This is a genomic window from Enterococcus sp. 125944 (assembly GCF_051909435.1).
In the GTDB taxonomy this organism is placed as follows: domain Bacteria; phylum Bacillota; class Bacilli; order Lactobacillales; family Enterococcaceae; genus Enterococcus_D; species Enterococcus_D gallinarum.
In genome coordinates this window covers 72,105-90,111 of the sequence record NZ_JBQASY010000005.1, presented here as the reverse complement: position 1 = coordinate 90,111, position 18,007 = coordinate 72,105, and the positions used below count along the sequence as shown (strand labels likewise).

The window sequence follows — 18,007 nt, the reverse complement described above, 5'->3', positions numbered from 1 at the left end:
AAAATCCTCCTAAGCGTTTTCTTGCTTTATATTATAGCACAAAAAAGGGAGCGTCGATTATTAGAAACATTTAGCTATTTCAGTGAGGTCATAAGAAAGACTAAAAAAGATCAGAAAGAAAGCTGGTGAAAACATGGAAATCCAAAAGAACCACTTATTGATTTTAGCAGAAAATCAACGAATCGAGACACCACGATTATGGTTGCGTCCTGTGACGATGGCAGATGCCAATGATTTATTCGAATACGCAAGTGATGAAGAAACGACGGAGTTTGTTTTTCCGAGGCATCAATCACTTGTGGATACAAAAATCGCCATTGCAACGTATTTTTTAGCGGCGCCATTAGGTAAATTTGCTATTGAAGAGAAAATGAGTGGCAATATGATCGGAACGATCGACTTGCGGGTGGACCCGCTAAAGGAAGTGGCAGAACTAGGCTATACCTTGAATAAAGCTTTCTGGGGGCAAGGGATCGTACCGGAAGCTGCTCGGATGCTTTTGTCTTTGGGTTTTGAAAAATTAGCGCTTGTTCGTATTTATGCACTGCACGATCAGCGAAATCATCGATCTGGTCGCGTGATGGAAAAAATTGGCATGAAAGTGGAAGCACAGATTCCGGCTGCGCGAAGATTTCGTGGGCAAGTAGTGGACGAAGTGATGCGGGGAATTACCCGAGACGAGTGGCAAAAACGAATCATGTAAAGGAGAATCGCTATGGAAATAACGATTGATATGGATGCAGCAGCAGTAGCAAAAATCTCAGAAGTCAAACAGGAGGGAGATCGAATTTATCTAGATTTTGAAGATGGTGTGGGACCTTTTCCGGCTACGGCGATCTCTTGCCGGTTAGATATTAGTTTTCGCTTGATCCTCGTACCAGCAGATTATCCAGAAGAAGGATTGTCTATCTATGATACGAAGCTGGATACAGCAATTGGAACAGTTTGGTTAAAACAAGGCGCAGCAATGTATTTAGAAGAGCGGACACGCTTGGTGGTCGATCCTGACTATCAGCGCTTGCAGTTGACTAGTGACAGCGGTCTGCTGGCATCTAACGTTCAACTGTTGCGCATGGACAAAAAGGTGGCAGGAAACTGATATGGGGAAATTAGCCGTTATCAGCGATTTGCATGTCGATATCAATCATTTCAGTGCAACAGACTTGCAGCTGATAGCCGAATTGCTAGACGCCAATCAAGCGACGCACTTGCATCTAGCTGGAGATATTGCAAACAAAGAGACAGCAGCGATGACCGTCATTGATTTCTTTCAAAGACAGCTGCCTACTACCTTTCATTGGGGCAATCATGAAATGGCTGATTTATCAGAATCATTGATCGAAACCTATCCTGATCCAGCTTTCTTGAACTTTCAAACAGTCGCTTTATCGGAAAAAACACTCTTGTTAGGTGTCAATGGCTGGTATGACTACGGCTATTCTGACTTGCAAAGCACAGAAGAGATCCTTCGTCTCAAGCGCCTCTTTTGGTATGATCGTATGATTCAGCGGACAGGAACCGATCCGGAAATCAGTCATCAGATCAATGAAAGACTGCGTCAAACATTGCGAGGGCTCCCTCAAGATAAAGAAGTCATCGTAACGACTCATTTTGTTCCGAAAGCAACCTTTATCGTCAAACAAACGGGGAAGTATGTTCGTTGGAATCATTTGAACGCGTTTCTAGGTTCACCAGAATTTGGGGCAGTTATTGATGAGGCGGACAATGTGCGTCAAGTAGTCTTTGGTCATACCCATCGTCGGTTTGAAGATCAAGTGATTGGACAGACGATTTATAGCTGTCGTCCTTTGGGCTATTACTATGAATGGCAATTGACCCGACGATTTGTTCTGGAAAATCAGTTGACAGAAAATTTTCAGCCAACAAAGCTACGGGGACTTTTGCGAACTAATCAAGCAGCGTTCAATCAATACAAAGCAGCCCATTTAAGAGCAGAGCTCCAGCAAGCAATCACATGGATCAACTATTGATTCGCTACGAGATAAAAGCGTGCGGGACTGTGTCATAAGTCTCCTACAAGTAAAACTATCCGAACATTAATGATTATTGCTCCTGCGGTGCAGGGACTCCTCGTCGCAAAAGTCAGAGGAATCTATCCTAGCAACAGACTATTATTCGGTTTAACTTGTTGGATGATGACTTATGGCACAGTCCCTCTTTTTTTCGAATAAACGACTAACAGTAGCTTCTTCGGAAATAAGCAGAAATTTCAAAAAAATAAAGCAGCAATTTTCGGCAATTCCTTTTTATTGCTTGAAGCAGTCCACGTTTGCTACTTTCTCTTTTTTTACCGCTGCAATCTTTTCCGCAAGAAAATCCCTAAATAAGCCGCAGCAATGGCTTTGATCACACCGGGCAGAAGGAAGAGAACAAAACCGCCATTGATGGCAGCAGTCCAAGACATAGCGGTGCTCCATTTTAACCATAAGGTACCAAAAAACAATGTTGCTAATGCACCAGCGATATTCGCTAACATCCCTCTCACATATCCGGCGCGGCCTGTTTCCAAAAGTTTCCCCGTCAAGAGTCCATTAAAGATAAAACCAATCAGATAGCCGCCTGTAGGTCCGAATAAGACGCCGATGCCACTTGCTCCGCCGGCAAAAACTGGTAATCCGATCAACCCCAGCAATAAGTAAATAAGGATCGACATGGTCCCTGTGCGCATTCCTAGAAAGGTTACCGCCAAGCCGACAGCAAAGGTTTGGCCTGTCAGAGGAATCAATCCTAATGGGATGGTTAGTTGAGACAGCCCAGCAATAATGATGGCAAAAAAAGCAGCATAGATTTGTTCTCGCAATGGTAGTTTCATAGTATCCTTCTTTCGTTAACACATAATCCAATAGTTGGTTAACGAAATTATAAATCTTGGTTAACGAAAAGTAAAGAGTAAATCAACGTTTTTTTCGCAACGCTTGCAACAAAGTTTCTGTAGCCAAAAAAGGGGTAAACAGTTCAAAAACCTCAGAGGGTACAGGAAAGTATCCGACAAGCGTTACTAACGTAGATTCATCGAGAAAAGGTAGCAGGTCTTCAAGCTCTGACAACCGTTGCTCCGGATTCTCTGACGCTGCCAGGATCTTTTGAAGAATGCGTCCTAGATCTTGCTTTTCGAGAAAAGGGGCAATATCTTCCAACTCGTACAAAGACAGCGAGTTTGAGACAGACTGCTCAACTTTTTGGGCTAAGAAAGTGGCAGATAAGTAGGGCGCTGCTTCTTCCAGAAAAGCGAAAGTATAGTCCTCTTTCATCAATTGTTCCAAATGATCTGTCTCTAAAAAAGGTAAAAATTCTTCTAGTGCTTCTTCGGTCAGCGGTTCTGTTATAGGTTTCAATAAAGCAAATAATTCTTCACTGCTCAAAAAAGGTGCCAATTGCTCCACTAACTCAAGTTCAAAAGGCTGGGCTTGAGTCGCAGCTGCCAATTCTTTAGGTTTAATGATCGGCGCCAACGTGGTGATTTCCTGAGAATCGGCGACTCCCTCGTGGTAATGCATTACTGCAACTCCGCTATTTCCTAATAGTTCGTCAATGGATAACTGCAAAATTGTTGCTAGCTGGGACAATTTTTCGATGTCAGGCAATGTATTGCCTCGCTCCCAATTGCTGATAGCTTGATAACTGACCAATAATTGATCTGCTAAGTTGCTTTGAGTCATATTTAGTTCTCGACGTTTGCTGGCAATCCGTTGGCCGATTTGCCGTATGTTGAATTCATTCATGTGAACTCCTCCTTTCGTGTCTCCAGTATAGGGGAACTAGCAACTGAAATACAATCAAGCCTTCGTTGAGTTGTCTCAAAAAAATTCAAGCCCTCGTTGAGTTGTCTAAAATGACAAGTCAACGAGAGCGGTGAATGATTATGGAGTGATCAATGTGACCAGATAGTCACCGAACGCTTTGGTAGACAAACAATGCGCGTCAGTCATAGCTGCCGCAAAGTCAGTTGTGACTTTCTTTTCCTTGATTGCTGTCTCGATGGCTGTGGTAATAAGAACTGCTGCTTCATCCCACTGGATATATTCCAAGAGCATACAAGCAGAGAGCAACAACGAGCAGGGATTGGCTTTTCCTGTGTCAACGATATCGGGGGCAGTACCGTGGGTTGCTTCAAAGATTGCGGCACCACTTACATAATTGATATTTGCACCTGGAGCGATCCCAATTCCGCCGACTTGAGCGGCTAATGCGTCGGAAAGATAGTCGCCATTGAGATTGCAAGTTGCGATCACTGAAAATTTTTCTGGGTACAAAAGAATCTGTTGCAGGAAATTATCTGCGATCACATCATTGATAATGACTTTTCCGGCTTGTTGTGCAGCAGCAAGTGCTGCTTGAGCCGCTTCAATATTCTGCTCAGATTTAATTGTTGCCCATTGGTTCATCGTGAAGCACTGATCGGCATAATTCGTTTCCGCTAATTGATAGCCCCAATTTTTGAAGCCGCCTTCGGTAAATTTCATGATGTTCCCTTTATGAACAAGGGTGACAGACGGCAAGTGGTGTGCGATAGCATACTCGATCGCTCCGCTGATCAACCGCTGACTGCCCTCTTTTGAGATCGGTTTGATCCCGATGGCGCTGCTTTCTGGAAAGCGAATGTTTTTGACACTGAATTGTGTTTGCAGCACCTCAATTAATTGTTTCGTGAGGGGATCATTTTTTGCAAATTCGATTCCTGCGTAAACATCTTCTGTATTTTCACGGAAAATCACCATATTCGTCTTTTCCGGATGCTTCAAAGGAGAAGGTACCCCGGCAAAGTATCGAACGGGCCGAACACAAGCATAGAGGTCTAATGTTTGGCGCAATGTGACATTGAGGGATCGGAATCCTTTGCCAACTGGTGTGGTCAATGGTCCCTTCAATGCGATTTTAGCCTCTTGGATAGTGGTAAGAGTCGACTGCGGCAACCATTCGCCGGTTTGTCTAAATGCTTTTTCACCAGCTAAAACTTCTTGCCAGTGGATCCTTCTTTTGGGACCATACGCTTGTTTTACGGCCGCATCAATCACAGGTTGCGCTGCTTGCCAAATTTCTGGACCAATGCCGTCACCACTGATATAAGGAATTGTGAGAACAGTGTTAGATAAGGACGCTTCAGAATGCATTGCTAGTTCCTCCTGCTTCTATTTTTTTGCGAATGACCATTGGTAAGATTCCTTGATGTTTCCAGTAACGGATATCTGCTGGTGCATCGAAACGCAGCCGAGTCGGAAAGGTGATCATTGTTTCATCTGTACGTTTGGCTGTCACATCAATCTGCTGATTGACCTGCGGTTCTTCGGGCAGTTGGATAAAGAAGGATTCAGAGCCATCCAATCCCAAGGAAGCGGCAGTTTGCCCAGCAAGATATTCTAGAGGAATCACACCCATCATGACCAAATTGCTGCGATGAATCCGTTCGAAACTTTCTGCCAAGACTACTTTGACGCCTAAAAGTTGGGTCCCTTTAGCTGCCCAATCTCGGGAAGAACCCATCCCATAATCTTTACCAGCTAAAATAATGCAAGACTGTTCGTTTTTCTGATAATTCATGGCAGCGTCATAGATTGACATCGTTTCCCCTGTAGGAAAATAATGGGTGATCCCGCCAGTACTTCCAGGAACCAGCTGATTCTGTAAACGAATGTTGCCGAAAGTTCCCCGCATCATGATGTGATGATTGCCTCGCCGTGAACCAAAAGAGTTGAACTCACGGTAAGGAACAGCTTTGGTTTGCAAAAACCTGCCGGCGGGAGAATCTAATCCAATGCTACCAGCGGGAGAAATATGGTCTGTCGTAACAGAATCCCCCAATTTGGCTAACACTTTCAAATCAGACAAACTTGTTTGGATAGGTAATTCTTTGGTCAAGGAATCAAAATAGGGTGGGTGGGCAATATATGTTGATGTGTCCTCCCAAGCATAACAATCACTGGCAGTTGTATCGATACGGTTCCAACGCTCATTGGCGTCGAATAGATGCGCATAAGCTGCACGAAACGCTTCTGGTCCAACAAAAGCTTGAATATATTCATTGACTTCTTCGTTACTTGGCCAGATATCCGTCAGATAAATTTCTTGTCCTGCTACGACGCCTAGAGGCTCCTTCGTCAAATCTTTCCGGATGGTTCCAGCAATGGCATAGGCGACGACTAACGGAGGAGAAGCTAAATAATTGGCTTTGATCTGTGGATGGATCCGACCTTCAAAGTTGCGGTTTCCAGATAAAACAGAAGCGACCAGTAAATTTTCGTTTTCGATTGCTTCTGCTACGGGTGCTTCTAATGGACCGGAGTTGCCGATACAAGTCGTACAGCCGTATCCAACTAAATAAAAGCCTAATTGTTCAAGATAAGGCAATAATCCACTGGCAGTCAAATAGGTGGTTACGATCTGGGAACCAGGGGCCAAGGAAGTCTTGACCGATTTTGGCACGGTCAATCCTTTTTCTACCGCCTTTTTTGCTAACAATCCCGCAGAGAGCATGACGAAGGGATTGCTCGTATTCGTACAGCTAGTGATAGCTGCAAGTACGATATCTCCTGTCTGCAATGTTTCGGAAGGCTCGTTTGGCCAGTTAACTTGGCTGCTTTTTTGCCATTCCTTCTCCGAAAGACCGAAGCCTTTTGGTCCGATGTCAGCCGTGAGGGAACGATCGAAATCAGTGCCAACTTCCGGTAATAAGATACGGTCCTGTGGTCGTTTTGGTCCTGCCAATGCGGGCTGGATCTTGGCTAGATCGATGGTGACCGTTTTGGTGTAGTCTGGTATCTCCGTCGCATCATAAAAGAGATGATTGGCTTTTGTGTAGGCAGCAACCTTATGGATCAATTCGGGTGTTCGTCCCGTAGTAGCTAAATAGTTGAGGGTCTCTTCATCAATTGGACAAAAACCGCAAGTGGCGCCATATTCTGGTGCCATATTGGCAAGGGTCGCACGGTCAGCTAAACTTAACCGTTGGTAACCGGTTCCGAAATATTCAACAAATTTTCCTACCACTTGCTCCTTTCGCAAGACTTCAGTAACAGTCAACGCCAAATCAGTTGCGGTCGTACCGGCAGGCATTTCGTTCACAAAACAGACACCGATAACTTCTGGAGTCGGGAAAAATGACGGCTCGCCCAAAATCGCTGCTTCTGCCTCGATACCGCCAACGCCCCAGCCCAATACACCGAGACCATTGATCATCGTTGTATGGGAATCTGTTCCTTGCAATGTATCCGGAAAAAGAAACGGCTCGCCAGCAATTTTTTTTTCCAAAATCACATCAGAAAGTGATTCAATATTTACTTGATGGATGATACCGGTCTCTGGAGGGACGACTTCAAAATTGTCAAATGAACCCTGAGCCCACTTCAAGAATTGGTAGCGCTCTTGGTTTCGTTCAAATTCACGCGCCGTATTGAAAGCCACTGCTTCCGGAGTCCCTGCACAATCGACTTGGACGGAATGATCGACAACCAAAGTCACGGGAATCTCAGGATTGATTGTATCTGCATTCCCGCCTAAGGCAACGATTGCGTCTCGCATCGCAGCAAGGTCTACGACCGCTGGAACACCAGTGAAGTCTTGCAAAACGACACGTTCGGGTTTGAAAGGTACGACGCCTGTGGGCTGTTCAGCGTTCCAATTGACCAAATAATCCAAGTAAACAGCAGTGATCTCTTCATCTTGGTGACGGGCGACACTTTCTAGTAACACGCGAATCGAGTAAGGCAATCTTTTTAATTCAGCGTTAAAGTCAGCCGCGACCTTTGCTAAATCAATAAACGTATAGCGCTGATCATTCACGATCAGGTTTGTGTGCCAATTCATAAGCATCCTCCTTAAATATCAATCTATTAGGAATAATTATACGTTTATAAAAAGAAAAATCAATTAAAATTATGAAAAATATTTCATTTTATAAACATCGTGCTATAATGTTTAAAAGTTTTTATTTTTTGAATCAAATGAAGTTAGTAGCATGTTTACGTAAGGATGTTAGGAGGTAACATGGCTGTGGAAAAATTAGAAAAAGAAAAGAATATCGTATATCTTTCATCATTGTGTCAGAAACACAATCAAATCGATATGAATCTTTATTCAGAGTATGACGTAAAACGTGGACTGAGAGATTTAGATGGAAAAGGTGTCTTAGCCGGCTTAACAACCATTTCTACCATTTATCCAGAAAAAATCGTGGCGGGGAAGCCCCTCGAGGCTTGTGGGGAATTACGTTATCGAGGAATCGATATCAATGAATTGGTTGCAGGATTCGTTGAAGAAAATCGGTTTGGTTTTGAAGAGATTGCATATTTATTACTTTTTGGCGAGCTGCCAAAGTTATCTGAATTGCAGGGATTTCGTCAGTTATTGGCGGATAAACGTACGCTTCCAACCAATTTTGTTCGTGACGTGATCATGAAAGCACCTTCTGCGGATATCATGAATAGTTTATCTCGCAGTATTTTGACATTAGCCAGTTATGATCCGCAAGCCGATGATGTCAGTATTGAGAATGTATTAGAGCAAAGTTTGATGCTGATCAGTGTCTTTCCACTGCTGGCGATCTACGCTTACCACGCCTATAATCACTACAATCAAGAGGGAAGTATGTATATTCATCGCCCTTCGGAGGAATTAAGCACGGCAGAAACGATTTTGACCATGCTGCGTCCTAATAAAGCCTATAGTTTTCAAGAAGCTCAAACCTTGGATATGGCGCTGGTGCTTCATATGGAACATGGGGGCGGAAACAACTCGACCTTTACTACTCGGGTAGTTACTTCTAGCGGTACCGATACTTATTCGACGATCGCAGCCGCATTAGGATCGCTAAAAGGGCCTAAACACGGTGGAGCCAATATCAAAGTGACGGAGATGATGAGTGATCTGAAACGCCAGATTGCTGATACAACAGATGAAGCTGCAGTTCGTCGTTATTTAGAAGCAGTTTTGGATAAAGAAGCTTTTGATCGCAAGGGCTTGATCTATGGTATGGGACATGCTGTCTACAGTGACAATGATCCTCGAGCGGCAATTTTTAAAAATTATGTAGCCAAACTCGCACAAGAGAAAGGCATCGGCGCTTGGCAAGAATATCAACTTTACACAACTGTTGAACGAATCGCTCCAGAAGTGATTGCTCAAAAACGAAAAATGTATAAAGGCGTCAGTGCGAACATTGATTTTTTCAGCGGCTTTGTTTATAAAATGTTAGACTTGCCAGAAGAACTTTACACACCGATGTTTGCGATTGCGCGAATCGTCGGCTGGTCTGCTCATCGAATCGAAGAATTAGTCAATGCCCAAAAAATCATGCGACCAGCTTATAAGGAAGTGTCTTCTGACCGGAGCTATACAAGGTTGAATGAGCGGTAGGATTGAGGAAGAATCTTTTTAGATAAATCAGATAAAATATAAGAAGCGATCGAGGAAAATATTTTCTGGAATCGCTTTTTTATATTAAAAAAACGTACCTTATTTCGGTAATTTGCAAAAAAAGTATCCGGTAACAAGTGTTTTTCTTTGTAAAAAAAACAAAAAACTTCTATGCTAATAGAGGAGGGTATTTTTACCTATGGTGGCAGATAACCGCAAAAGGTTGTTGGTTTTGGTGGATCTGTTACTAAAAAAAACGTTCTTTTTTCAGAAATGCAAACAAGGAGTGTGAAAAATGGAAAATGAACAAGCGGCAAATGTAGAGACTGCTTCGCTTACCTTTGAGGAGAAAGTCTTGCAGACGATCGTAGGTGTAGCCTTGGCGTCAATTGATGGCTTAATCAGTGCAGATGGAAAATTTTTTTCAAGTATGACGGAAGATTTGGCCGACCAGAGCAATGTGACATCGGGGATCGAAGTGGAAGTTGGCAAAGAACAAGTAGCAATTGATTTGGAAGTTATTGTTGCCTACGGGAAGGATATTCCCCGGTTGTTTGCTCAGATCCAAGAAATTGTTTTGCAAGAAGTTAGTCGGTTGACTGCTTTAGAAGTCAAAGAAATCAACATTCGCATCGTGGATGTCGTCAAACAAGAAACGATCGAAAAAATCACAGATAATCAATAAGAATCCGCAGAAAAATCAGAAAGGAAGAATGATCAATGATTTCACTATACACAACGCCTAGCTGTACATCATGTCGCAAAGCGCGGGCTTGGTTGACCGAAAATGAACTACCCTTCAAAGAAAGAAACATTTTTAGCGATCCATTAAATAGTGATGAACTACTGGAAATTCTTTCTTTGACAAAAAACGGGACAGAAGATATTATCTCAACACGTTCAAAAGTGTATCAAAAATTAGCCATTGATTTGGATGACTTGAAATTAGAAGAATTATTAGCGTTGATTGAGCAATACCCGAATTTATTGAAACGTCCCATCATTGTTGATGGCGACAAACTGCAAGTAGGATATAATGAAGATGATATCCGCAAATTTGTGCCACGCAATATTCGGAAAGTAATCTTTAAAAAGCGTCAGAAAGATTTGCTGTTGTTCAACTATCATCAAAAAAATTCATCCGGAGAGTCCGTCGTCAATATTATTTGAAGTCGACCTGCCGATTAATCGCGAACTGTGTGGTATTTCCTTCGGGAAACCAGCACAGTTTTTTTGATTTCTCAAAAAAGAGGTCATGTCAGAAGTAGTCTGCTTCAAGAGAGATGAAAAGGAGAGTTCGAAAATTGCTTGTCGGATTTCTGTGAAATTTTGACTTCTTTCCGAAGAAGTTATTTCTAACAATTTATAAAAAAAGAAGCTGTGACAAGATTTCTGTCGCAGCTTCTGGTGAAAATTCTTATAGTTTTTGGTTGTAGAATTCAACGACTAGTGCTTCGTCAACTTCTGCAGTCAATTCATCGCGTTCTGGTAAACGAGTCAATGAACCTTCTAATTTTTCATCATCAAAGCTTACAAATGCTGTACGACCAGTAGTTGCTTCGATTGCTTCTTTGATTGTTGAGATGTTTTGTGATTTTTCACGAACGCTGATCACTTGACCAACTTCAACATGGTAAGAAGGGATATCTACACGTTTGCCATCTACTAAAATGTGGCCATGGTTTACTAATTGACGTGCTTGACGACGAGTAGTTGCAAGACCTAAACGGTAAACGACGTTATCCAAACGTTGTTCTAACAAGATCATGAAGTTAACACCGTGTTTACCTTCTTTGATTTTGCTTGCTTTGATAAACAATGTACGGAATTGACGTTCGTTCATGCCATACATATGACGAAGTTTTTGTTTTTCAGTCAATTGCATACCGTATTCTGATTTTTTGCCACGGCTGTTTGGTCCGTGTTGTCCTGGAGCGTAAGGACGACGTGCCAATTCTTTACCAGTTTCTGAAAGAGAAATTCCTAAACGACGAGAAATTTTCCATGATGGTCCTGTATAACGAGACATAATTTAGTTCCTCCAATAAATATAGTTTGGAGTAAAATAATCCGTTGAAAAATTCACATCCGTGCAGTTCGTTCTTCAATCTTCACCTTTGCAGCCGCGGTTACGCAATTGAACCTTTTAGGCAACGAACTGGTGACGAGCTGTTATTTCCCTGCTGCATTATTTTACACAAGGAACAGTATACGATAAAATAAGAGGAAAAGTCAAGGTATGATTGAATTCAATTGCAATGAAAATGTGATGAAAATTTCATATAAAAAGTAACGTTTTTCAGAAAACACTTTACAAATAGGCGTTTGGTTATTAAAATGTGAAGGTATTGTGTACTTTATAACGAACTCAATTATCATACCCATAAAAAGGAGCAGAAAAATGAATCCAGTATCCCCATTATTTGAAAAAATTGATTCTTCCATTGAAAAGAAGGTCGATTTGATCAAAAGCAGTTATTTACGCTATGCTGTACGGGCCATGATGGCATGTCTTTTCTTGACGCTAGGAACAGCGATTGCCTTTGCGATTGCTATGAAAGGTGAGGACATTGCACATGGACTAGGAAAAATGTTGTATGCATTTATGTTTAGTTGGTCCCTTGTCATGATCTTATATATGAACGCAGAATTAGGCACATCAAATATGTTGTATATGACCGTCGGTGTTTATCGCAAACGATTGAGTGTTCCTTTGGCATTGAAGATTTTGTTCACTTGTGTGCTCTTCAATTTAGTCGGTGGTTTGATTTTTGGATCAATTATTTCTTTGACTGGACCTTTTCAAGGGTTGCCTGCGGATAATTTCTTATTGACTTCCATTACCGCAAAACTTGATAAGCCGACACTCCAAATCGTCGTCGAAGCAATGTTCGCAAACATTGTCGTTAATACAGCTGTTTTAGTAAGTATGCGGATGAAAGATGATGCAGGGAAAGTAGCTGCGATTATTTTCATTATCTTTATCTTTGCCTTCTTAGGCTATGAACACGTCATCGCTAACTTCCCAGCGTTTACGTTAGCTTTCTGGGCATCTGGCGGCCACTTAGCTGGTATGACTGTCGGCAGCGTGATTCACAATCTTGTCTTTGCCTTTATCGGGAACTATATCGGTGGCGGCTTGATCATGGGTCTGGGCTATGCATGGCTCAATCAATCAAAATCAACTTATGTGGATTAAACGAAGAAAGAAGCAGCAATGCTTCTTTTTTTTTAAATCAATATTGACACACTAAAATCATTCTGCTATCCTTGTTAAAAATCAATAAGTAAACACGTAGAAAAAGAAAGTAAGATTCTGTGGAATTTCTAACAGAGAGCCCCGACAGCTGAAAAAGGGTGAAAGAAAACGAATCTGAAAATGGCTTTTGAGTGGGTGTTTCGAGAACGCAAGTTTTAGAAGCGCACGGATGTCCCCGTTACTGAGACCCCAATATCACGCAACAGCGTCGCATTGGAGTAGAGGCATTCTTCGTAAGTCGGATGCAAACTAAGGTGGTACCATGTAAATTTATTACATCCTTAAGAGATAACTCTTAAGGATTTTTTTTTACCCAAAAAAGGAGGAGAAACTATGTGCCAAGTGATCAATCATTATGAAATTGTAGGAAGTTTTTTGCGTCCGGAGAAGTTGAAGCAAGCAAGGGAAGCGTTCGCTGAAGGAAAAATCACTCGATCCGAGTTAAAAGAAGTTGAGGATCAGGCGATCAGTGAGTTAGTCGCAAAACAAAAAGAAGTTGGCTTGAAATATGTCAGCGATGGCGAATTTCGCCGTAGTTATTGGCACTTGGATTTTTTCTGGGGATTTCAAGGAATAGAGCATATTTTGATGGATCAAGGCTACTTGTTCCATGGGGAAGAAACCCGTGCTGATTCTGCACGATTAGCTGGGAAAGTCGCATTCAATCCAGAACATCCCGTGTTTGAGGAATATCGCTTTGTCGCGGCTCAAGCAGATGGGGTGCCTGTTCGCCAGAGTATCCCAGCGCCTGCTCAATTGTTTGTCGAACTTGTTCGAGGCAGCAACGAAGAAAAAGTGAACGCTATCTATCCGGATCGGGAAGTATTGCTTGCTGATATTGCGCAAGCCTATCGTGAAACCATTTTAGCCTTGTATGATCTTGGCTGTCGTCATCTAAAATTGGATGACTGTACGTGGGGGATGCTGGTGGACAAAAATTACTGGCAGTCAAGGACCAACGATGAGTATGATACACAAAAATTACAAGAATTGTATCTGCGGTTGAATAACAGTGCATTGGTGGATCTGCCTAACGACCTGCACGTGACTACCCATGTTTGCCGTGGCAATTACCATTCGACATGGGCGGCATCGGGAGGCTATGAGCCAGTTGCGGATTCGCTGTTGGGACATGAAGCGGTCGAAGCCTTTTTCTTGGAGTTTGATGATGATCGCTCTGGGGACTTCCAGCCATTGCGATTTGTCCCAGAAACAAAGAAAGTTGTTCTCGGTCTAGTCACAAGTAAAAATGGGGCTCTGGAAGAGAAAGAAAGCTTGATTGCCCGGATCAAAGAAGCCAGCCAATACGTGCCCTTAGAGCGTTTGAGCTTGAGTCCGCAGTGTGGCTTTGCTTCAACAGAGGAGGGCAACATTCTGTCAGAAGAAGATCAATGGAAGAAATTGCAGCTGATCATTGAAGTGGCAGATGAAGTCTGGGGCACTCAACCAGTCACTGCCAAATAGACAAAGACGATTGAGGCAAACACTTCATGTGGTTGAAAATATTTCAGTTTCCCCAAAAAATGAGCCACCTTCATTGGTAAGCAAGAGTCATTCACCAAGATCCGCCACTTATTGAAATAGACAGCTTTTTATGTTAAGAATAGGGTATGCTTTTTGGAGAGAACATGATCCAAAAGTAAAAATTCTTGTTATTTCTTACAGAAAGAGAGTCTTAGTTTTTTATGGATATGAATCGGAAATTCTTTGCTTTTGATATTGATGGCACGTTACTGGATTCGAACAAGCAACCGTTGGAAAGTACGATTGAAGCATTGGAGTTGCTGCGAAATGCTGGGCATTTCGTGACAGTTGCTACAGGCCGCAGTCGTTTCCATGCGAAAGACATCATCCGCTCCCTTGCTTTTGATAATTATATTTTATGCAATGGCGCTGCTGCATTTTTGGCACACCAACAAGTGTACAAAAATTTATTAGATGAAGAACAGCTAAAAGCATTTGTTGCTGAAGCAAACGAGTTAGGGATCGATACCGCATTTGTGGGAATGGATACGGCTAAACGAGCTTCTTCTTTAAATATTGGCATCATGGATGAAGCAATGCGCTCTTTTGGCGCACAATTGCCTGAATTAGACATGCACTTTCCGGAAGAAAAAGAAGTCTATCAAGCGTTGGCTTTTTATGGGAAAGAGTATGAAGACTATTTTGACGATCGCTACAGTAAATTACGTTTTGTTCGCTGGCATGAAAACAGTGTCGATGTCGTGCCAAAAGATGGTTCAAAAGCAGCCACGATTCTTTCGGTGGCACACCAACTAGGAATCTCACAAAAAGATGTGATTTGTTTTGGCGATGGCCAAAATGATCGCGAAATGCTGCAAGCTGCCGGCGTCGGCGTGGCCATGGGTAACGCGGCTCCCGAGATTCAAGCGATTGCTGATAAAGTCACCGCCAGCAATGATGAGGATGGCATCTGGCAAGCATTGAAAGAACTAGACTTGATTTAAACAAACTGTGTCCTAAGAAACAGACAAACCTGAAATTTTTTGCAACAGCCAAATCAGAGAAATCAGCCCCGCAAATTGCCAGAAGGATTTCCTTCGGTGCCCCTTCTTAAGGTGGCAGCCTACCTATTTTACTAAGGGATCCGGTTGATTCTATGATGGAAGCTCTGTGTAAGATTAGGCAATGTCTTATTCTTGGGAGCACAGTTTCTTTTTTTCAGCAAGTATTGGTACAATGGAAAAAAGAGGAGGAGTGAAGATGAAAATAGCATTGATAGCCCATGACCGCAAAAAAGAATTGATGGTGAAGATGGTCACCGCTTATCGCGAAATCTTGGCACAGCATCAATTATATGCCACAGGAACAACAGGAAAACGAATCCAAGAAGCTACGGGACTATCCGTTCATCGCTATAAGTCTGGTCCTTTAGGAGGCGATCAACAAATTGGGGCGATGATTTCGGAGGATGCGTTGGATATGGTGATTTTTTTGCGCGATCCATTGGCAGCGCAACCACATGAGCCGGATGTGACCGCATTGATCCGTCTGTCAGATGTTTATGAAATCCCGTTGGCTACGAATATCGGTACAGCAGAAATGCTGCTCCGAGGATTAGATGCAGGATTTGCAGATTTCCGACAGATCATCCATGAAACGGACCATCGACCATTATCTTTTTGAAGGAAGTGACGAAAGTGAAGGACAAACCAATGATCGCCGATTTTTTGCGTTATGCCAAAATCAATACCCGTTCCGATGCAAGCAGCCAAACAATTCCTACTACCCCTGGACAAGTTGAGCTGGCACTTTTATTACGGGATCAATTGCAGTCTATGGGGCTTAACGATGTGTTGTACCATGAAAAGAATAGCTTTGTGATCGGACGTCTTGCAGGAAATCCGGACAAAACGGCTGTCGGATTTATCGCACATGTAGACACCGCTGATTTTGCAGCCGAAAACATCCAACCCCAGATCCATGAAAATTATGATGGCAAAGACGTTTGCCTCAATGAGCCGTTGGGGATCATGATGACAGTCGCTGAGTTTCCTAACCTCAAAGACTACATAGGTGAGACGTTGATCACTACAGATGGAACGACGCTCCTAGGTGCAGACGATAAAGCCGGGATTGCTGAGATCATCGATGCATTGCGGATTTTACAAACGATTGATCCACAAGAACGGGGAGATGTCTGGATCGCTTTTGGTCCGGATGAAGAAATTGGGAAAGGGGCGGATCTGTTTGACCCAGCCGATTTCCCAGTGGCTTTTGCTTATACAATGGACAGTGGTCGTGTGGGACATATGGAGTATGAAACCTTTAATGCTGCGCGGATCGATATCCAAATCAACGGAACAAGCGTCCATCCTGGGACGGCTTATGGTCGTCTCGTCAATGCATTAAAGATCGCCAACCAGATCGATGCGGCACTGCCGCAAGCAGAAGTCCCGGAAAAAACAAAAGACTATCAAGGCTTTTACTTACTTCACAATCTTTCTGGACATATCGGGCAAGCAGAACTCTCCTACATCATTCGTGATCACGATCAAACGCTTTTCCAAAAGCGCAAGGAGAAGATGGTGCAGATCATTGAAAAGTTGAATGAGTACTATGGTGAGCGGATCACCTATCAGCTGTATGATCAATACTACAATATGGGCGACCGAATCAAAGAAAATCCTCAAAGTGTTATCATTGCTCGTCAAGCAATGAAAGACTTAGGGATCACACCGATCGAAGCCCCTTTTCGCGGCGGCACAGATGGGTCCAAAATCACTTACAAAGGGATCCCAACCCCTAATCTATTTACCGGCGGCGAGAATTTCCACGGTCAATATGAATTTATCACTGTTGAAGCGATGGCAAAGGCGCGGGACTTAATCGTTGCGATCGTGAAACGTGTTGCTGAATAATGATGACTCTCCAAACGACCAACGTTGTTTGGAGAGTGTTTTATTTTCTAAAGGGTCCTAGAAGAGCAACAAGAGCAGTCGGTAGGAAGGAATTCCTGTAGTTTAAGGTTGTTTGCTGTTATGGAATAGCTCTTTTTTTTCTCAAGAAAAACACTTATAATAAAGAAAGATGTTAAAAGAGAAGAGGAAAAAGTGTGCGGGTATTATTTATTGGAGATGTGGTTGGATCGTTAGGGAGAAATACCTTGACAGAGTATTTACCAAAATTGAAGAAAGCCTATCGGCCGCAAGTGACGATCGCAAATGGCGAGAATGCAGCTGCGGGTCGGGGGATCACGGGGAAAATTTATAAGAAATTTCTTCAAGATGGCGTCGATGTGATCACACTAGGAAATCATACATGGGATAATCGAGATATTTTTGAATTTATTGGTGATGCAAAAAAAATGATTCGTCCGGCAAATTTTCCAGAAGGGACTCCTGGTACAGGAATGGTCTTTGTGAAAGTCAATGCGATCGAATTAGCAGTCATCAATATGCAAGCACGCTCTTTCATGGTCGACATTGATGACCCTTTTCGTAAAATGGATGAGTTGGTGACTATCGCCCGCAAGCGTACACCATTTATCTTTGTTGATTTTCATGGTGAGACAACGAGTGAGAAACAAGCCATGGGCTGGTATCTAGACGGACGAGTTTCTGCAGTCGTCGGCACACACACCCACGTACAAACCAATGATGCCCGAATTTTGCCACAAGGAACGGCTTATTTGTCAGATGTAGGAATGACTGGTCCTTATGATGGGATTTTAGGGATGAAACGAGAACCTATCATCGAAAAATTCTTGACGGCATTGCCGCAACGCTTTGAAGTGATCGAGAACGGACGCAGTATTTTGTCCGCTTGTCTGATCGAGATCGATGAACAAACTGGAAAAGCCAAATCGATTCGTCCAATCCAAATCAGCGAAGACCGGCCTTTTACAGAATAGGAGAA

At 42.8% G+C, this 18,007-nt stretch carries 17 protein-coding genes and 1 other annotated feature; of the genes, 12 read left to right on the top strand and 5 right to left on the bottom strand.

The genetic code is table 11. The features are described from left to right. Positions 1-133: 133 nt before the first annotated feature. The 3 genes from ACTFWY_RS06250 to ACTFWY_RS06240 are packed head-to-tail and all read left to right on the top strand — an operon-like array spanning position 134 to position 1,991. A complete protein-coding gene (locus ACTFWY_RS06250; protein ID WP_021150613.1) occupies positions 134-703 on the top strand; it encodes a GNAT family N-acetyltransferase in 570 nt (189 codons plus the stop codon). 12 nt (positions 704-715) lie between these two features. Next, positions 716-1,099, top strand: a complete 384-nt coding sequence (locus ACTFWY_RS06245; RefSeq protein WP_003128068.1) for an iron-sulfur cluster biosynthesis family protein — start codon at positions 716-718, stop codon at positions 1,097-1,099. A 1-nt stretch (position 1,100) separates the two neighbouring features. Beyond that, positions 1,101-1,991, top strand: a complete 891-nt coding sequence (locus ACTFWY_RS06240) for a metallophosphoesterase (RefSeq protein WP_096710882.1) — start codon at positions 1,101-1,103, stop codon at positions 1,989-1,991. 317 nt (positions 1,992-2,308) lie between these two features. Here the strand turns inward: ACTFWY_RS06240 and ACTFWY_RS06235 are convergent, their stop codons facing one another. The 4 genes from ACTFWY_RS06235 to acnA all read right to left on the bottom strand — a co-directional run bounded on the left by ACTFWY_RS06235 (position 2,309) and on the right by acnA (position 7,821). Then, positions 2,309-2,833, bottom strand: coding sequence for a biotin transporter BioY (locus ACTFWY_RS06235; protein WP_003128071.1), 525 nt, complete (start codon positions 2,831-2,833; stop codon positions 2,309-2,311). Positions 2,834-2,915: 82 nt separating this feature from the next. Next, entirely contained in the window at positions 2,916-3,743 is an 828-nt protein-coding gene (locus tag ACTFWY_RS06230; protein WP_096710883.1) for a helix-turn-helix domain-containing protein, read from the bottom strand. Between the two features lie 138 nt (positions 3,744-3,881). Then, positions 3,882-5,132, bottom strand: a complete 1,251-nt coding sequence (gene icd / locus ACTFWY_RS06225) for an NADP-dependent isocitrate dehydrogenase (RefSeq protein WP_003128073.1) — start codon at positions 5,130-5,132, stop codon at positions 3,882-3,884. Next, positions 5,122-7,821 carry an aconitate hydratase AcnA gene (gene acnA, locus ACTFWY_RS06220; protein ID WP_005470052.1) on the bottom strand — a complete coding sequence of 900 codons (2,700 nt, stop codon included), beginning with the start codon at positions 7,819-7,821 and terminating at the stop codon, positions 5,122-5,124. The genes icd and acnA overlap by 11 nt, the downstream gene beginning before the upstream one ends. Positions 7,822-8,007: 186 nt before the next feature. On the opposite strand from acnA, the gene ACTFWY_RS06215 reads away from it, so the two are divergent. The 3 genes from ACTFWY_RS06215 (at position 8,008) to spx (ending at position 10,539) form a co-directional block, all read left to right on the top strand. Beyond that, positions 8,008-9,369 (top strand): citrate/2-methylcitrate synthase, encoded by a 1,362-nt coding sequence (locus ACTFWY_RS06215; protein ID WP_172956408.1) that lies wholly within the window; start codon positions 8,008-8,010, stop codon positions 9,367-9,369. Positions 9,370-9,664: 295 nt separating this feature from the next. After that, entirely contained in the window at positions 9,665-10,054 is a 390-nt protein-coding gene (locus ACTFWY_RS06210) for an Asp23/Gls24 family envelope stress response protein (protein WP_003128077.1), read from the top strand. 35 nt (positions 10,055-10,089) lie between these two features. Next, complete coding sequence (gene spx / locus ACTFWY_RS06205; RefSeq protein WP_003128079.1) at positions 10,090-10,539, top strand: transcriptional regulator Spx; 450 nt, start codon at positions 10,090-10,092, stop codon at positions 10,537-10,539. Positions 10,540-10,786: 247 nt separating this feature from the next. Here the strand turns inward: spx and rpsD are convergent, their stop codons facing one another. After that, the gene (gene rpsD, locus ACTFWY_RS06200; protein WP_003128081.1) at positions 10,787-11,398 is read right to left on the bottom strand and encodes a 30S ribosomal protein S4; all 612 of its coding nucleotides are present in this window, start codon (positions 11,396-11,398) and stop codon (positions 10,787-10,789) included. A gap of 372 nt (positions 11,399-11,770) precedes the next feature. Here rpsD and ACTFWY_RS06195 point away from each other — a divergent pair, with 372 nt between their 5' ends. From ACTFWY_RS06195 to ACTFWY_RS06170, 6 genes are all read left to right on the top strand, one after another. Next, positions 11,771-12,568: a formate/nitrite transporter family protein gene (locus tag ACTFWY_RS06195; protein WP_003128082.1), complete on the top strand. Its 798-nt coding sequence runs from the start codon at positions 11,771-11,773 to the stop codon at positions 12,566-12,568. Positions 12,569-12,656: 88 nt separating this feature from the next. Further along, positions 12,657-12,914, top strand: a binding site (T-box leader). Positions 12,915-12,961: 47 nt separating this feature from the next. Further along, the gene (locus ACTFWY_RS06190; RefSeq protein ID WP_003128083.1) at positions 12,962-14,092 is read left to right on the top strand and encodes a 5-methyltetrahydropteroyltriglutamate--homocysteine S-methyltransferase; all 1,131 of its coding nucleotides are present in this window, start codon (positions 12,962-12,964) and stop codon (positions 14,090-14,092) included. A 227-nt stretch (positions 14,093-14,319) separates the two neighbouring features. Continuing rightward, a complete protein-coding gene (locus tag ACTFWY_RS06185; RefSeq protein WP_003128084.1) occupies positions 14,320-15,096 on the top strand; it encodes a Cof-type HAD-IIB family hydrolase in 777 nt (258 codons plus the stop codon). 256 nt (positions 15,097-15,352) lie between these two features. Then, complete coding sequence (gene mgsA, locus ACTFWY_RS06180) at positions 15,353-15,775, top strand: methylglyoxal synthase (protein ID WP_003128085.1); 423 nt, start codon at positions 15,353-15,355, stop codon at positions 15,773-15,775. A gap of 29 nt (positions 15,776-15,804) precedes the next feature. After that, on the top strand, positions 15,805-17,010 hold the full coding sequence (gene pepT, locus ACTFWY_RS06175; RefSeq protein ID WP_005470063.1) for a peptidase T: 1,206 nt from the start codon (positions 15,805-15,807) through the stop codon (positions 17,008-17,010). A gap of 194 nt (positions 17,011-17,204) precedes the next feature. After that, a complete protein-coding gene (locus ACTFWY_RS06170) occupies positions 17,205-18,002 on the top strand; it encodes a TIGR00282 family metallophosphoesterase (RefSeq protein ID WP_003128088.1) in 798 nt (265 codons plus the stop codon). Positions 18,003-18,007: the final 5 nt, after the last annotated feature.

Excerpts from the sequence above, each read along its gene's own strand:
- ACTFWY_RS06240 (WP_096710882.1), top strand. The coding sequence starts at position 1,101 with ATGGGGAAATTAGCCGTTATCAGCGATTTGCATGTCGATATCAATCAT.
- spx (WP_003128079.1), top strand. The coding sequence starts at position 10,090 with ATGATTTCACTATACACAACGCCTAGCTGTACATCATGTCGCAAAGCG.
- ACTFWY_RS06195 (WP_003128082.1), top strand. The coding sequence starts at position 11,771 with ATGAATCCAGTATCCCCATTATTTGAAAAAATTGATTCTTCCATTGAA.
- ACTFWY_RS06250 (WP_021150613.1), top strand. The coding sequence starts at position 134 with ATGGAAATCCAAAAGAACCACTTATTGATTTTAGCAGAAAATCAACGA.
- ACTFWY_RS06230 (WP_096710883.1), bottom strand. The coding sequence starts at position 3,743 with ATGAATGAATTCAACATACGGCAAATCGGCCAACGGATTGCCAGCAAA.
- pepT (WP_005470063.1), top strand. The coding sequence starts at position 15,805 with ATGATCGCCGATTTTTTGCGTTATGCCAAAATCAATACCCGTTCCGAT.
- ACTFWY_RS06245 (WP_003128068.1), top strand. The coding sequence starts at position 716 with ATGGAAATAACGATTGATATGGATGCAGCAGCAGTAGCAAAAATCTCA.
- mgsA (WP_003128085.1), top strand. The coding sequence starts at position 15,353 with ATGAAAATAGCATTGATAGCCCATGACCGCAAAAAAGAATTGATGGTG.
- ACTFWY_RS06190 (WP_003128083.1), top strand. The coding sequence starts at position 12,962 with ATGTGCCAAGTGATCAATCATTATGAAATTGTAGGAAGTTTTTTGCGT.
- ACTFWY_RS06185 (WP_003128084.1), top strand. The coding sequence starts at position 14,320 with ATGAATCGGAAATTCTTTGCTTTTGATATTGATGGCACGTTACTGGAT.
- acnA (WP_005470052.1), bottom strand. The coding sequence starts at position 7,821 with ATGAATTGGCACACAAACCTGATCGTGAATGATCAGCGCTATACGTTT.
- rpsD (WP_003128081.1), bottom strand. The coding sequence starts at position 11,398 with ATGTCTCGTTATACAGGACCATCATGGAAAATTTCTCGTCGTTTAGGA.
- ACTFWY_RS06210 (WP_003128077.1), top strand. The coding sequence starts at position 9,665 with ATGGAAAATGAACAAGCGGCAAATGTAGAGACTGCTTCGCTTACCTTT.
- icd (WP_003128073.1), bottom strand. The coding sequence starts at position 5,132 with ATGCATTCTGAAGCGTCCTTATCTAACACTGTTCTCACAATTCCTTAT.
- ACTFWY_RS06235 (WP_003128071.1), bottom strand. The coding sequence starts at position 2,833 with ATGAAACTACCATTGCGAGAACAAATCTATGCTGCTTTTTTTGCCATC.